We start from the raw sequence: 14,500 nt of genomic DNA on the forward strand, positions 1-14,500 counted from the left end.
CGCGATCAACCTTGCATGTCGTCAGTCTGAAGAAAACCTGTGGTGTGGGCTAGCTCCTGCCGATGTTCACCATGGTGGACTTGTGGGTCTGGCAGCGAAAGCGGCCGCCACAAGGGGATCGAGGCCTAACGGACTCTCCCCACCTCTGAGGGGGATCGAGGCCCACGTGGACTCTCCCCCACACTCTTCTTATCAGCCCACTTCCAGTTGCCTTTGGGAGCAAAGGTCAAAGTGAAGCGAGGAGACACCAATGAAAGTGTGATTGTCGTGATCAACGACCGTTACCCCTTCAAGAAGGGCTCGGTTATCGACCTTGCCTATGGAGCTGGTGATGCCGTCGTCAGCCTTAAGGTGTTGGACTAATCCAGCAAGGCATGGACCGAGGAGAGATGAAGCGTCTCCTTGTTTTGGTTGCGCTTCGTTAGAGCGATGTCACCTCAATGAGATGACCAATGTCTGAAAGTTGTGATGGATTTTTCTGCTTCCTCCGCTTCTGATCGGAGATAACGTTTCCGCTGTGCCGACTCCAAACCAGATAGCTGGACGGGATGTCTGGGGGGTGCGATCCGTTGAGGCCGATCAAGACCCCTTAGAAGTGGATGGATTCCTCGTCTGCTCATTGTCTTCTCCTTGGTTATGTGTGAATCTCGCGCTGTGACCTGTGGGTCGTCGCGTTATTTCATGCTTTCATAATATCGATTTCTGTTTTGTGTTCAACATCACTGATTGTGGTGATTGCCGTCCTGGAGTTGTTCGGCTGACCTGAGGTCCACTTCCTTGTGGTGCCTTGTTCGTACTATCAAACGATCTTTAGAGGCAAGACAAATACTTTGTTCAATGTGCTGCCAGTTTGCCATTGATGTCAGCAAGCTATGCACACGTAAAATGTTCAAAAAGGAAGGCCATCCCTGCTTGCAGGGATGGCCTTCCTTTTTGGCGTTCTTTGAAGCTGAACGAAGCGTCTGGCTGTGTGGCTTGTTAGGCCAGTCAGGCAGCTTCTAGATTCTGCTGAGTTGGACCGTCGTCACGCATTGGACGCCTCCGACTTCGACAGTTCCACCATCGTTCAGGCGATTGGTTAAAGCATCAGTATTTCAACTCAAGTGGAGAAGCTGGAGAGCTGGACGTTGCTTGTAGACCGGTGTTATCAACAAAAAGGCAGTGGTGGGCCACTGCCTTTTTTCGTCTGGCTTATGAGCTCAAGTGTTGAAGCACGGCACTGATGTTCATGCCTCCCTTGGCATATCCAGCAACAGCTAGTGCAATAACACCAGCATTGATTGCAAGGAATGCTGCAACCAGCTTGACTTCAACGTTCATAAAACAATTATCGGAGTCTCTTTTGCTGCACCGTGGCTCCAAATCTTTGGAGATGATGAAACTGTGGATTCCTCGAACGTTGAATCTTTGTGGGTCCTCAAGCCGCCACTGGGCCTTGTTCTCTATGGCGTCAAGCCACCATCCCAGCTGAGCCCTTGCTTGAGGTCATGGTGTCTGCCGGCCATAAAAAAGCCCGGCAATGGATGCCGGGCTTGGTGCTATTCACTCGAACGACCTGAGGATCAGGCGAGAACAGCTTCTTTGCTGCTGCTGTTCCGGATCCCTTTGATGGCTTCAGCGTAATCAGGTTGGTTGAACACCCCTGAGCCGGAAACAATTGCGTTGGCGCCAGCTTCAATGACTTTCCAGGCATTGGCACCCTTGATGCCGCCATCCACTTCGATCCAGGGATCAAGACCTTTTTCGTCGCACATGCGGCGCAGGTCGCGAATTTTCTGTACCTGGCTTTCGATGAAGCTTTGGCCGCCGAAACCGGGGTTGACACTCATGATCAACACCAGATCGCAAAGCTCAAGGCAGTACTCGAGGGTGTCGAGGGAAGTCGAGGGATTGAGCACCGCGCCTGCTTTTTTGCCCAGGTCTTTGATCTGAGCGAGGTTGCGATGCAGGTGTGGACATGCTTCAACCTGCACCGAAATGATGTCTGCACCGGCCTTGGCGAAGTCGGGGACGTACTTCTCCGGTTCAACAATCATGAGGTGAACATCCAGCGGCTTCTGGGTGACGGGACGAAGCGCTTCGACGATCAGGGGGCCAATGGTGATGTTTGGGACAAAGCGCCCGTCCATCACATCCACATGGATCCAATCCGCACCTGCTTCGTCCACGGCTTTCACTTCTTCGCCGAGGCGTGCGAAGTCAGCCGACAGGATCGACGGCGAGATCACCAGGGGCTTGGTGCTCATGGCAGTGGAGCGCGAAATGCCGAGTGATTTTAGGGACTCCTGCAACCACTGATACAGTGAGCCGCGCTCAGACGTCGAGATCCACTGCGGCGGCGGCAAACTGCCCGTCCAGGAGATCTCGCCAACCCGTACCACCCCATCCGGAGTCCCGTGGATCAGACCCTCATTCAGGAAATTCTCGAGATCGTCGAGCAAGCCGCCATCGCTTCCGCCACGCTCTCCGGCAAAGGTCTGAAGGATGAAGCGGATGCATTGGCTGTTGATGCCATGCGCAAGCGCATGAATCAAATTCAAATGCAAGGTCGCATCGTTATCGGTGAGGGCGAACGCGACGAAGCTCCCATGCTTTACATCGGAGAAGAGGTCGGTACTGGCAATGGTCCTGGCGTCGATTTCGCCGTTGACCCTTGCGAAGGCACCAATCTTTGTGCCTACAACCAACGTGGCTCAATGGCCGTTCTTGCGGCATCCGACCGTGGCGGTCTGTTCAATGCTCCCGACTTCTATATGAAGAAGCTGGCTGCGCCCCCGGCAGCCAAGGGCAAAGTGGATATCCGCAAGTCGGCCACTGAAAACATCAAGATCCTCAGCGAATGCCTGGGGCTTGCCCCTGACGAACTCACCATCGTTGTGATGGATCGTGCTCGTCACAAGGATCTGATCGCTGAGATCCGCGCCACCGGTGCACGGATCCAACCCATCTCTGATGGTGACGTTCAGGCTGCGATCGCCTGTGGCTTTGCCGGCACTGGTACCCACTGCCTGATGGGCATTGGTGCAGCACCGGAGGGTGTGATCTCTGCTGCTGCCATGCGCGCTCTCGGTGGCCATTTCCAGGGCCAGCTGGTTTACGACCCGGCTGTGGCTCAAACTTCCGAATGGGCTGACATGACCAAAGAGGGAAACCTGGCGCGTCTGACTGAGATGGGTATCACCGATCCCGACAAGGTCTACGAAGCTGAGGAACTGGCCTGCGGTGAGCATGTTTGTTTCGCAGGAAGCGGCATCACTGATGGTCTGCTCTTCAATGGAGTTAAGTTCGAAACGGACTGCACACGCACCAGCAGCCTGGTGATTAGCAACCTGGACAACACCTGCCGCTTCACCAACACCGTGCACATCAAAGACGGTGCCCAGAGCATTGCTCTGAGCTGATCGTCACTAACTGGTTGAGAGGAACGTCTCCATGCATATTGCCGTCGTCGGCCTCAGTCATCGCACGGCACCGGTGGAAATCCGGGAACGGCTCAGCATCCCTGAGCAGACCATGGAGACGTCGCTCCAATCGCTACGCGGGAATGAGCAGGTGCTCGAGGCTTCGATCCTCAGCACCTGCAACCGTCTTGAGATTTACACCCTGGTTCGGAACCCCGACCTCGGCGTGTCTGCTGTCAGCGACTTCCTCAGCAGTCATTCCGGCCTTGAGACAGGTGAACTGACCCCTCACCTGTTCAGCTTTCACCACGAAGACGCTGTCGACCACCTGATGCGGGTGGCAGCAGGTCTCGACAGTCTTGTGCTGGGGGAAGGACAGATCCTCTCCCAAGTCAAGAAGATGATGCGGCTCGGGCAAGAGCACAAATCACTGGGCCCGATCCTGAATCGCTTGCTGACCCAGGCTGTCACTACAGGCAAGCGGGTCCGCAGTGAGACCAACCTTGGAACGGGAGCCGTTTCTATCAGTTCAGCGGCCGTTGAGCTTGCCCAGCTGAAGCTTGGGCAGTCCCGTGGTCTTGATCAACTGGTCACCCTGGAAAGTGAGCAGATCGCTGTGGTTGGTGCAGGGCGCATGAGCCGTCTGCTGCTTCAGCACTTACAGGCCAAGGGTGCTTCAGGGGTGGTGCTGCTGAACCGCACTGTTGCCCGTGCCGAACAGCTGTCTGCCGATTTCCCTGATCTTCCGGTTCAGTGCAGGCCGCTCTCAGATCTGGATCAGTATCTGAGCACCTGTTCCCTGGTGTTTACCAGTACCGCTGCGGATGACCCGATCATTGACGCGTCCCGGCTGGCTCCACTGAACCGTCGCAGCAAGCTTCGCCTGATTGATATCGGGGTTCCCCGCAACATCGCTGCAGATGCTGCCGAGGTTGACGGCGTTGAATCCCACGATGTGGATGATCTTCAGGAGGTCGTCGCCCGCAATCAGGAAGCTCGCCAAGCCATCGCTCGAGAGGCCGAGCAGTTGCTTCAGCAGGAAGCGCAGCAGTTCCTGGAATGGTGGGACAGCCTCGAGGCAGTGCCGACGATCAACCAGCTGCGTTCCTCCATGGAATCGATCCGCTCGGAGGAACTGCAGAAGGCCCTTAGCAGGATGGGGCCTGATTTTTCAGCCAGAGAGCGCAAGGTTGTTGAGGCCTTGAGCAAGGGGATCATCAATAAGATCCTCCACACCCCAGTCACTCAGCTGCGGGCTCCGCAGACACGGCAGGATCGTCAACAGGCACTTCGGATCGTGGAAAGACTGTTCAATTTGGAGCCATCTTGAGCTGCTGAGCCTTTCAGTCCCGAACTGAATCCCAGTAATCTCGACTGATTCTTCCCGAAGACGGTTCTTAAGCCAAAAACTCCAGTAAGTTCTTGCGGCAACGCCGATTTGGGATAGCGGCATGAAGCGTGTTTTGGCCATCATTCTGGGCGGAGGTGCTGGTACGCGCCTGTATCCGCTCACCAAAATGCGAGCTAAGCCGGCTGTCCCTTTGGCTGGCAAATATCGTCTGATTGATATCCCTATCAGTAACTGCATCAATTCCGACATCAACAAGATGTACGTGATGACGCAGTTCAATAGTGCGTCGCTCAACCGTCATCTGAGCCAGACCTACAACCTCAGTAATACCTTTGGTGGAGGTTTCGTTGAGGTGCTCGCGGCCCAGCAGACGCCCGACAGCCCCTCTTGGTTTGGTGGCACTGCCGATGCTGTACGCAAATACCAATGGCTCTTTCAGGAGTGGGATGTTGATGAATATCTGATCCTCTCCGGTGACCAGCTGTACCGGATGGATTACAGCCGCTTCATCGAGCATCACCGCCGCACAGGCGCGGACCTCACTGTTGCCGCTCTTCCTGTTGATTCCAAGCAGGCGGAAGCGTTTGGCCTGATGCGCACTGATGAAAACGGCACCATCAAGGAGTTCCGTGAGAAGCCAAAGGGGGATTCACTCGTCGAGATGGCTGTTGATACCTCACGCTTCGGTCTGAGTGCTGACTCCGCGAAGGAGAGACCGTATCTGGCATCGATGGGCATTTACGTCTTCAGCCGTCAAACCCTGTTTGACTTGCTCGACAAGCATCCCGGCCACAAGGATTTCGGCAAGGAAGTCATTCCTGAGGCTCTCGCGAGGGGCGACAATCTTCAGAGTTATGTGTTTGACGATTACTGGGAAGATATCGGCACCATCGGTGCCTTTTATGAAGCGAATCTGGCGCTAACGCAACAACCGAAGCCTCCCTTCAGCTTTTACGACGAGAAGTTCCCCATCTACACCCGTCCCCGTTATTTGCCCCCCAGCAAACTTGTGGACGCTCAGATCACCAATTCGATCGTTGGAGAGGGTTCAATTTTGAAGTCCTGCAGCATCCACCACTGTGTTCTTGGTGTGCGCAGCCGGATCGAAAGTGACGTCGTCCTTCAGGACACCCTGGTGATGGGCTCTGATTTCTTCGAATCGAGTGAAGAGCGCGCTCTTCTTCAGGAACGCGGTGGCATCCCACTTGGTGTGGGTAAGGGCACCACTGTGAAACGAGCCATCCTCGATAAGAACACTCGCATCGGTTCGGGTGTCTCGATCATCAACAAGGACAACGTCGAGGAAGCGGATCGTTCGGATCAGGGCTTCTACATCCGCAACGGCATTGTGGTTGTTCAGAAAAACGCCACCATTCCCGATGGCACGGTGATCTGATCGTTGATTTGAACCCTTGTCAGGAAGGCCATCTGCCCCGAAATCTGATGGCCCATTCCTGACATAACTTGTGTGATTTGCGGTCGAAGCGGTCCGGCCTCAACACACTGAGCACAGTTGTCAGTGGTCCTCCAGACCATGTCCAAGTCTCACTTCGGCCTCATCGGTCTCGGCGTGATGGGGGAAAACCTCGTCCTCAATGCGGAGCGCAATGGCTTCTCCAGCGTTGTCTACAACCGCACCTATGCGAAGACTGAAGACTTCCTGAATGGGCGCGGCAGGGAGAAGAACATCCAGGGCGCCACGGATCTTGAAGACTTCGTCGGCAAACTTGAACGCCCCCGCCGGATTTTGATGATGGTGAAGGCGGGCCCCGCAGTTGATGCTGTGGTGGATCAGCTTTCTCCTTATCTGGAGGAAGGAGATCTGCTGATTGATGGAGGTAACTCCGATTATCACGACACCGAACGCCGGGTTAAGCAGCTCGAAAGTAAGAGTTTTGGCTTCATCGGCATGGGTGTCTCCGGTGGTGCAAAAGGCGCCTTGGAGGGGCCAAGCATGATGCCCGGGGGGACGAAAGCCTCCTATGAGGCCATCGAGAGCCTCGTGAACAAGATGGCGGCACAGGTCGAGGATGGCCCCTGTGTCACCTACATCGGCCCCGGTGGATCAGGTCATCTGGTCAAGACGGTCCACAACGGCATCGAGTACGGCATCGAGCAGATCCTGGCCGAGGGCTACGACCTGATGAAGCGGGTCAAGGGAATGACCGGTGTGCAGATGGCTGATGTTCTCGGTCAGTGGAATGCCACTGAGGAGTTGTCGTCCTACCTGGTGGAGATCACGGAGGTGTGTCTGCGCACCAAGGATCCTGAAGATGGAACCGATCTGGTCGAGAAGATCACGGATCAGGCTGGCCAGAAGGGTACGGGTCTCTGGACTGTGGTGACTGCACTGCAGATGGGTGCCTCGGTTCCCACCATCTATGCATCGCTCAATGCGCGTGTGATGAGCTCCATGAGGCCCCAACGGATGGCGGCTGAATCCATCCTCAAGGGTCCCGCAATCAAGGACTTTGATCTGGGGACACCTGACAATGCCATGTCTCCGTTGATGGATGCCACGGTGCTGAGCTGCATCGCCAGTTATGCCCAGGGCATGGAACTGCTACGCATTGCGTCCCAGGATCTCGACTATGAGCTCCACATGCCTTCCATCGCTCAGATCTGGAAAGGCGGCTGCATCATTCGCGCGCGCCTGCTCAAGCGGATTCAGGATGCCTTTGACGCTGATCCCCAACTGCCCAACCTGATGGTGGATCCTTGGTTCGCCGAGCAGATCAACCGCCGTCTCCCCGGCCTGGCCAAGGTGGTTGCCGGTGCTGCCGAAGCTGGCATTCCGGTTCCCTGCTTCAGCAGCACCCTCGACTACATCAACAGCTACCGCTCAGGTCGCCTTCCCCAGAACCTGGTTCAGGCGATGCGCGACTGTTTCGGGTCCCACACCTATCAACGGGTCGACAAGGAGGGAACGTTCCACACCGAATGGCTCAGCTGAGCGGTCAGCCATGACGAACTACCGCGTCGAGCGGGCGAGGGATCCTCAGGACCTTGCCCGCCGGGCTGCCGAAACAATCGCTGCCCAGATCGATCTTGCCTTGGATCAAAGAGACCGATGCCAGATCGCACTCTCTGGTGGCAGTACCCCTGCCAGTGCCTATTCACTGCTTGGTCAGGAGAGGCTGCCCTGGGATCGGGTGGATGTGGTGCTGGGTGACGAGCGTTGGGTCGCTGCTGAGGATGAATCCAGTAACGCGGGCATGTTGCGGCGCACCCTGCTCGCCCCTGGGCCTGGAGCTTCTTCCTCCTTCCACCCTGTGCCCACGGTGGAACTTGAGAGCCCGGAGGCCAGCGCTCACGCCTTTGCTGAACAGGTCTCCCGGCTTTGTTCGGGTGTCCCTCCCGTGTTTGATGTGATGCTGCTTGGGCTGGGCGACGACGGTCACACCGCCTCCCTTTTTCCCGGTACGGATGCTCCAACGGTTGTGGATCGCTGGACAACCATTGGTCGTGGCAAGGGGTTGGATCGGATCACCTTGACGGCTCCTGTGCTCAGTGCCGCCCGACAAGTGATTTTTCTGGTGAGTGGGGTCGGCAAGCAAGAAGCCTTGCGGCGCCTGCTGGATTCTTCTGAGTCCGCCGAGCGCACTCCCGCACGCCTGGTTCAGCCTGCTAGTGATGTGCTGATCCTTGCTGATCAGGATGCAGCCGCCGGTCTCTGAACAGATTCTTTTCCAGGGCAGCGATTTCGCTGACTGGGCCAGCCTCAATGACACCATCATGGGCGGCCGATCCCGTGCGGGTTGTCATGTTTCCCCAGAAGGACTCGTTCTGGAGGGAGATTTGGTGGAAACCGGTGGCGGTTTTGTTAGCTGTCGCTCGCCCCGCCTCCACCCCCCGCTCGACCTTTCTCCTTTCTCCGCTCTGCAGCTGGATGTGGAGGGGGAGGGTCGAACGCTGAAGATTGCCATCGGTTGCCGGGATGGGGCCATGGGACTCACCGAATTGATTCCTGGTGGTCTGCGCTGGGTGGTTGATGCCGTAACTGATCCCGATGGGGTAACCCGCGTGGTGGTGCCTTTCACTGAGCTCAGGCCAACGGTGCGTGCCAAGCCAGTTGGTTTGCCGTTGCGCTTCGATCCCAGTGGCATCACGCGCATTCAGGTGCTGCACTCCAAGTTCGGCGATGCGGGCGATCTCAATCCAGGCTTTCGCCCCGGCTCCATACGAATGCTGATTCGATCCATCCGCGCCTTGCCCTGAACCGATGGACCTTCTGGTGTTGATCGCCAAGGCGGCCGACGTTTGTCTCAAGCCATGGAGCCATGCAGTGGTCTTGATTGACCCCTCAGCTCCTGAGCAACTCGACGACCTTCATGTGCGGATTGAAAGCCGGGATGGCGATGGCCAGCGCCATCCCGATCGGGATCTTGAGCTGGAGATTTATCGGAGTGGTGATGAGATCAATCTGATGCTCAGCTGGTGGGATCAACCCGAACGCCCAATGCTCTGGCACGGGCGACATCCGGTTTGGATGGATGGGGCCTCGGGCCAACGTTGCTCGGAGCCGCAGGATGCCGCTCCTTTGGAGGCGCTGGGTCGACGCTTAAGGGCTCTGGTGCAACCGGCCGCTTGACTCAGTCGTCGTGATCGGTTGTTGCGCCTCGGCTCGAGCTGGAGACGAGCCGTGCATATTTGCCGAGAATTCCGTTGCGATAGCGCGGTTGCGGTTTGGTCCACCCCGCACGACGACGCTCCAGTTCGGCCTCATCCACGTTCAGTTGAAGCAGCAGTTGGTCGGCATCGACGGTGATGCTGTCGCCTTCCTGAACCAGGCCGATGGTTCCTCCGACTGCGGCTTCCGGAGCGACATGGCCCACAACGAGACCGTAGGTGCCACCGCTGAAGCGCCCATCGGTGATCAGAGCGACCTTGTCCCCAAGGCCTTGTCCCACGATCGCTGAGGTGGGAGCCAGCATCTCCCGCATGCCAGGTCCACCGACGGGACCCTCGTAGCGGACGACGACCACGTCACCGGCTTTGATCTGCTTGTCGAGGATGGAAGCCAGGCATTTTTCCTCGCTTTCGAAAACCCGGGCTGGTCCAGTGAGCACAGGCGTTTTCACACCGCTGATCTTGGCCACGCTGCCTTCTGTCGCCAGGTTGCCCTTGAGGATCGCCAGATGTCCCTTGGCGTACATGGGGTCGCTGAGTGGACGGATCACGTCTTGCCCGGTGGGTGGTTCTCCTGGAACGTCCGCCAGAAGCTCCTTCAGGCTTTTTCCTTCCACCGTGCGGCAGTCCCCGTGGAGCAACCCGGCATCGAGTAAAAGCTTCATCACCTGGGGGATACCGCCGGCATTGTGCAGATCAACGGTTACGTAGCGACCGCTGGGCTTGAGATCGCAGATCACCGGCACCCGCTGACGGATTCGCTCGAAGTCGTCGATGCTCAGGTCGACACCGGCTGTGCGGGCAATGGCTAGCAGGTGGAGCACCGCATTGGTGGAGCCACCTACCGCCATGATCACGCTGATGGCGTTCTCAAATGCTTCTTTGGTGAGCAGATCGAGGGGGCGAATATTGGCTTTCACCGCCTCGACCAGCACCTCAGCGGAGCGCGCTGCACTGTCGGCTTTTTCCTCGTCCTCCGCAGCCATCGTCGAGCTGTAGGGGAGGCTGAGACCCATTGTTTCGATGGCGGCACTCATCGTGTTGGCGGTGAACATGCCGCCGCAACTGCCAGCACCCGGGCAGGCATTTTTCTCAACCGCGGTGAGCTGCGCTTCATCGATTTTGCCGCTGGTCAGCTGGCCGACAGCTTCAAAAGCGCTCACCACCGTGAGATCACAGCCGCCAAGCTTGCCGGGCTTGATCGTGCCGCCGTAGACGAACACCGACGGAATATTCATCCGTGCCATGGCCAGCATCGCGCCGGGCATGTTCTTGTCGCAGCCGCCAACAGCCAGCACGCCGTCCATGCTCTGGCCGTTGCAGGCAGTTTCGATCGCATCGGCGATCACCTCCCGACTCACCAGGGAGTACTTCATCCCTTCGGTGCCCATGGATATGCCATCACTCACCGTGATGGTTCCAAACATCTGAGGCATGCCTCCGGCCTGTCGGGCTGCTTCCTCAGCCCTTTTAGACAGGTCATTCAGCCCCACATTGCATGGAGTGATGGTGCTGTAGCCGTTGGCAATGCCCAGGATCGGCTTGCCAAAATCACTGTCTCCAAAACCGACGGCCCGCAGCATGGCCCGGTTGGGAGACCGCTGAATCCCCTTGGTGACGGCATCAGAGCGAAGCATGTAACGGAGCGGACCAGTGGCGATTAAGCCAACCTACCGAGCGCTCATCCTTCGCTACCGAGACCTTCAAGTTGGGCGCGAACGCGGGCGATCTCAGCGTTCAGTTTTTCCACCCGTTCCTCGAGGTGACCGTTGGGTGAGCTGTCCAGCACTTCAGAGCCGTCTTGCATTCGCGGCGCATGCAACATCGACTTCTGCACTCCATAGCGCCTACGCCTGTCGGCTTCATTCAAGAGCCACCAGGCCAGACCAGCGGCACCGAGCACTGCTCCGGTGACCAGCGTTGCCAGGGTGCCTGAGCCCGTGTCGTGCTGCTGGGCCATGGGTGCAATCAACCTGACTGAAGGTTAGTCACGCTCTCAATGTCTGAGGTTGAGCCGTCGCACAGGGTCACCGATTCCCGGACGAATCTCGCCTTGTTCACCCAGACCTTCGTCGATGCAAGCAGTGTGCAGCGTCAGGTCGGGAACGGTTTCTCCCAATAGCTTCAGCCCCGGACTGGCACACAGCGCGGTGATTAAACGCAGACGTCGCCCATCAACACCCTTGTTTTGCAGCTCCTGAAGGAGCTGGAGTGTGGCCTGGCCATCGCGGATCTGATCAATAAACAGAATCACCCCAGCGTTCGCCTCAATCTCCTGCGGGCATGTCCCTAAACAAAGGGATGCATCAGGTAGTACGGATCGTCCTCCTTGCCACAGCTCGAGGCCACCAGGAAGAACTGGGATGGCGATCAGGGGCACAGAAGCCTCAACGATGGTTCCTTCGGTGTCTCCGTCCATCCCGGGCACCGTGTCGCGACGATGGGGCAACCAGTCCCGCAGGGCTTCGTAGGTGAGCCAGCGGCCCAGTTCCTGCAGTCCAGTGGCATAAAGGGCTGGAGGGGTTTCCCTGTGCCGCAGCATCGTCAGCCAATGACCGATTAGGGGATGGGGTGGAACCACCACCCGCAGGCTCATGGCCATAACGACTCGCTCCGCTGGTGTTTGCCATAACGTGATTGCTCAAATTACCGGTCTCATGGGCGCCCTTCGACGTACGGCCTCGCTGCTGGCGGTGATCCTGCTGGTTCTCAGCACCATCTTCTGGCCTGAGTCGGCCGAGGCCATCACGGCTCCGGAACTCCGCGGACAGTTTGCAGTTCAGGAGATCAGCTCCGACATGCACGGCCTCGATCTCAAGGAGAAAGAGTTCCTTAAGGCCGATCTGCGGGAGGTGAATCTGAGCGGCACAGATTTGCGGGGAGCTGTGATCAACACCTCTCAACTTCAGGGCGCCGATCTGCGTGACGCCAACCTCTCCGATGTCGTCGGCTTTGCCAGTCACTTCGAAGGCGCCGATCTGCGTGGTGCCAATTTCACCAACGCAATGATGATGCAAAGCCGTTTTACCGACGCGCAGATTGATGGTGCTGATTTCACCAACGCCGTGATCGATCTGCCTCAGCAGCGGGCCCTTTGCGCAAGGGCTGATGGCTCCAACCCGATTAGCGGGGTGTCAACCCGTGAGAGCCTGGGCTGTCGCCCTTAAGTTCCCATGCCAAAACGTCTGCCGGTGACCGTGATCACTGGCTTCCTTGGGGCTGGTAAGACCACTGTGCTGCGCCATCTGCTTACCCGCGGCGGCCAGCGTTTGGCGGTGATGGTGAATGAATTTGGCAGTGTGGGCCTTGATGGTGATCTGATCCGCAGTTGTGGCTTTTGCCCTGAGGAGGATGTGGCCGGCCGCCTGGTGGAGCTGAACAACGGCTGCCTCTGTTGCACGGTTCAGGACGATTTCCTCCCGACGATGGAGACGTTGCTTGAACGGGCGGATCAGCTGGATGGGATTGTTGTTGAAACCAGCGGCCTGGCCTTGCCACGTCCCTTGCTTCAGGCTTTGGACTGGCCCGCCATTCGCAGCCGTGTTCATGTGAATGGTGTGGTGACGTTGGTGGATGGCGAGGCCCTTGCGCAGGGCAGCCCTGTGGCTGATGCCGATGCGCTTGAGCGTCAGCGCGCCGAGGATCCGAGCCTCGATCACCTCACCGCCATCGACGAGTTGTTTGAGGATCAACTCCAGGCCGCTGACCTGGTCTTGATCAGTCGTGCCGATCGTCTGGACGCTTCGGCGATGGCTGATGTGAAGGAGGGAATTAGCAACAAAGTCCGACCGGGAACTGCTCTGCTTCCGGTCTCTCAGGGCCAGGTGGAGACGGCTGTTGTGCTGGGACTGGAGCACCAGGCCACGCATCAGAGCCACGACCACGAGCACCACGACGACCACCACCACGATCACGATCACGATCATCACGACCACACCCACGTCGAGATGGTCGGTAGCAACGTTCGCGTGGAAGGCGCCTTGGATCGGCAGGCTTTCGAGCAGCTGCTGCCCAACCTCGTTCGTGATCAGCAGGTGCTTCGTCTAAAAGGGCGCGTCTGGTTGCAGGGCAAAGCGCTTCCGCTTCAAGTCCAGATGGTGGGGCCACGGCTGAACAGCTGGTTTGAAGCTGCCCCCAGCCATGCCTGGCGTCCTGAGGTTGGCTGCGGTGCTGATCTTGTGGTGCTGGCGTTGAACAACACTGCAGCTTCGGCCGTGGAAACCGCTCTTCAGAGGCTTGTGCAGGCCACACCGGCCAAGGCCAGCACTGCAGCAGCAGCTCCGGGGAGCTGAATCGGATCACCTTCCATTCGGCCAATAAAAAGAGCCATCACCGGAGCCGTAGCCATCAACGTGACGCCTTGTCCAACGGGCATGGTCTGCAACACGACCTGTTGCAACAGGATGCCCCCGTTGGTTCCGATCAGGGTGGCGACCACAAGCTTCCATTGCTCCTGCCGTGTCATTGCTGATCTTCTCCAGGCCCCCTTCATCACGGGGATCAGACCAAGCCATCCCCCCAGCAAGCGAATGGCTGCCGTCTGCAGTGGCGTCAGTTCTGAGCTGATCAAGACATGACGGGCAAGAAAGGCCCCGCTCAGACCACAGATCACAGCGACGAGGGCCAACATCAGACCGCTGCTCAGTTCGGTGCCGATTTCACCCTCTTGTTGATGGCTTGCTTCCTTGGCCTGTAACGCGATCAGCACAACCGCGCCCGACACCAGGATGGCGCCAAGCCAGTTCCTTGAACTCAAGCTGTCCCCCATCACAAGGACTCCAGCGATGCTTGCCAGCACCGGACCGCTTGCCTCGACGGTGAGGGTTCGACGGGTGCCAAGTCGACGTAAAGCACCGAGGTAAAAGCTGTCTCCTGCAGCAATTCCGATCAAGCCGCTGATCAGCAGCAGCAACACAGCTTCTGCCTCGGTATCCCGCGGAAGCATGAGCAGTACCGGCAGAAACACCAGGCTGGCCAGGCCGTTTTTCAAAGCATTGAGCCGGATCGCCGTCACCCGACCCGATAGCGAACGCCAAAGAGCACTGGCTCCGGTCCAGGCCATGGCTGCACCGAGGGCCGCCAGCACTCCCGTCATCTCGTGATGGTGATCGTCGTGAAG

At 57.9% G+C, this 14,500-nt stretch carries 14 protein-coding genes and 1 pseudogene; 10 read left to right on the forward strand and 5 right to left on the reverse strand.

Annotation, left to right across the window (positions count from 1 at the left end; all coding sequences use genetic code 11):
- Positions 1-201 precede the first annotated feature (201 nt).
- Positions 202-363, forward strand: a pseudogene (locus FZX13_RS02520) (RlpA-like double-psi beta-barrel domain-containing protein); the annotation flags it as partial.
- Between the two features lie 1,199 nt (positions 364-1,562).
- Here the strand turns inward: FZX13_RS02520 and rpe are convergent.
- Positions 1,563-2,246 (reverse strand): ribulose-phosphate 3-epimerase, encoded by a 684-nt coding sequence (gene rpe, locus FZX13_RS02525; protein WP_115023263.1) that lies wholly within the window; start codon positions 2,244-2,246, stop codon positions 1,563-1,565.
- Between the two features lie 150 nt (positions 2,247-2,396).
- On the opposite strand from rpe, the gene glpX reads away from it, so the two are divergent.
- From glpX to FZX13_RS02560, 7 genes are all read left to right on the forward strand, one after another.
- Complete coding sequence (gene glpX, locus FZX13_RS02530) at positions 2,397-3,401, forward strand: class II fructose-bisphosphatase (RefSeq protein ID WP_115023262.1); 1,005 nt, start codon at positions 2,397-2,399, stop codon at positions 3,399-3,401.
- 31 nt (positions 3,402-3,432) lie between these two features.
- Complete coding sequence (locus tag FZX13_RS02535) at positions 3,433-4,731, forward strand: glutamyl-tRNA reductase (protein WP_115023260.1); 1,299 nt, start codon at positions 3,433-3,435, stop codon at positions 4,729-4,731.
- A gap of 121 nt (positions 4,732-4,852) precedes the next feature.
- A complete protein-coding gene (locus FZX13_RS02540; RefSeq protein WP_226406965.1) occupies positions 4,853-6,148 on the forward strand; it encodes a glucose-1-phosphate adenylyltransferase in 1,296 nt (431 codons plus the stop codon).
- 138 nt (positions 6,149-6,286) lie between these two features.
- On the forward strand, positions 6,287-7,705 hold the full coding sequence (gene gndA / locus FZX13_RS02545; RefSeq protein WP_115023257.1) for an NADP-dependent phosphogluconate dehydrogenase: 1,419 nt from the start codon (positions 6,287-6,289) through the stop codon (positions 7,703-7,705).
- Positions 7,706-7,715: 10 nt separating this feature from the next.
- Positions 7,716-8,429, forward strand: a complete 714-nt coding sequence (gene pgl / locus FZX13_RS02550) for a 6-phosphogluconolactonase (RefSeq protein ID WP_226406985.1) — start codon at positions 7,716-7,718, stop codon at positions 8,427-8,429.
- Positions 8,410-8,970, forward strand: coding sequence for a CIA30 family protein (locus FZX13_RS02555; RefSeq protein WP_226406987.1), 561 nt, complete (start codon positions 8,410-8,412; stop codon positions 8,968-8,970). Before pgl ends, FZX13_RS02555 begins: the two co-directional genes overlap by 20 nt.
- A 4-nt stretch (positions 8,971-8,974) precedes the next feature.
- Entirely contained in the window at positions 8,975-9,343 is a 369-nt protein-coding gene (locus tag FZX13_RS02560) for a hypothetical protein (RefSeq protein WP_226406989.1), read from the forward strand.
- A 1-nt stretch (position 9,344) separates the two neighbouring features.
- Here the strand turns inward: FZX13_RS02560 and ilvD are convergent, their stop codons facing one another.
- Genes ilvD through FZX13_RS02575 form a run of 3 tightly spaced genes read right to left on the reverse strand, consistent with a single transcriptional unit; the run spans position 9,345 to position 11,983 of the window.
- The gene (ilvD, locus tag FZX13_RS02565) at positions 9,345-11,018 is read right to left on the reverse strand and encodes a dihydroxy-acid dehydratase (protein WP_226406991.1); all 1,674 of its coding nucleotides are present in this window, start codon (positions 11,016-11,018) and stop codon (positions 9,345-9,347) included.
- 44 nt (positions 11,019-11,062) lie between these two features.
- On the reverse strand, positions 11,063-11,341 hold the full coding sequence (locus FZX13_RS02570; RefSeq protein ID WP_115023247.1) for a hypothetical protein: 279 nt from the start codon (positions 11,339-11,341) through the stop codon (positions 11,063-11,065).
- Between the two features lie 36 nt (positions 11,342-11,377).
- Positions 11,378-11,983 (reverse strand): uracil phosphoribosyltransferase, encoded by a 606-nt coding sequence (locus FZX13_RS02575; RefSeq protein ID WP_226406993.1) that lies wholly within the window; start codon positions 11,981-11,983, stop codon positions 11,378-11,380.
- A 55-nt stretch (positions 11,984-12,038) separates the two neighbouring features.
- Between FZX13_RS02575 and FZX13_RS02580 the strand changes: the two genes are divergently transcribed.
- Positions 12,039-12,548, forward strand: coding sequence for a pentapeptide repeat-containing protein (locus FZX13_RS02580; RefSeq protein WP_226406995.1), 510 nt, complete (start codon positions 12,039-12,041; stop codon positions 12,546-12,548).
- A 6-nt stretch (positions 12,549-12,554) separates the two neighbouring features.
- On the forward strand, positions 12,555-13,673 hold the full coding sequence (gene cobW, locus FZX13_RS02585) for a cobalamin biosynthesis protein CobW (RefSeq protein WP_226406997.1): 1,119 nt from the start codon (positions 12,555-12,557) through the stop codon (positions 13,671-13,673).
- Here cobW and FZX13_RS02590 read toward each other — a convergent pair.
- Entirely contained in the window at positions 13,610-14,476 is an 867-nt protein-coding gene (locus tag FZX13_RS02590) for a DMT family transporter (protein ID WP_226406999.1), read from the reverse strand. The two genes, cobW and FZX13_RS02590, sit on opposite strands and share 64 nt — an antisense overlap.
- Positions 14,477-14,500 lie beyond the last annotated feature (24 nt).

Origin of the sequence: Synechococcus sp. MU1625 (assembly GCF_020514205.1) — a bacterium.
Lineage (GTDB): Bacteria > Cyanobacteriota > Cyanobacteriia > PCC-6307 > Cyanobiaceae > Parasynechococcus.

Coding starts and splice junctions, on each gene's coding strand:
- FZX13_RS02570 (WP_115023247.1), bottom strand. CDS start 11,341: ATGGCCCAGCAGCACGACACGGGCTCAGGCACCCTGGCAACGCTGGTC.
- FZX13_RS02590 (WP_226406999.1), bottom strand. CDS start 14,476: ATGACGGGAGTGCTGGCGGCCCTCGGTGCAGCCATGGCCTGGACCGGA.
- FZX13_RS02540 (WP_226406965.1), top strand. CDS start 4,853: ATGAAGCGTGTTTTGGCCATCATTCTGGGCGGAGGTGCTGGTACGCGC.
- rpe (WP_115023263.1), bottom strand. CDS start 2,246: ATGAGCACCAAGCCCCTGGTGATCTCGCCGTCGATCCTGTCGGCTGAC.
- FZX13_RS02535 (WP_115023260.1), top strand. CDS start 3,433: ATGCATATTGCCGTCGTCGGCCTCAGTCATCGCACGGCACCGGTGGAA.
- pgl (WP_226406985.1), top strand. CDS start 7,716: ATGACGAACTACCGCGTCGAGCGGGCGAGGGATCCTCAGGACCTTGCC.
- ilvD (WP_226406991.1), bottom strand. CDS start 11,018: ATGCTTCGCTCTGATGCCGTCACCAAGGGGATTCAGCGGTCTCCCAAC.
- FZX13_RS02575 (WP_226406993.1), bottom strand. CDS start 11,983: ATGGCCATGAGCCTGCGGGTGGTGGTTCCACCCCATCCCCTAATCGGT.
- FZX13_RS02560 (WP_226406989.1), top strand. CDS start 8,975: ATGGACCTTCTGGTGTTGATCGCCAAGGCGGCCGACGTTTGTCTCAAG.
- gndA (WP_115023257.1), top strand. CDS start 6,287: ATGTCCAAGTCTCACTTCGGCCTCATCGGTCTCGGCGTGATGGGGGAA.
- FZX13_RS02555 (WP_226406987.1), top strand. CDS start 8,410: ATGCAGCCGCCGGTCTCTGAACAGATTCTTTTCCAGGGCAGCGATTTC.
- FZX13_RS02580 (WP_226406995.1), top strand. CDS start 12,039: ATGGGCGCCCTTCGACGTACGGCCTCGCTGCTGGCGGTGATCCTGCTG.
- cobW (WP_226406997.1), top strand. CDS start 12,555: ATGCCAAAACGTCTGCCGGTGACCGTGATCACTGGCTTCCTTGGGGCT.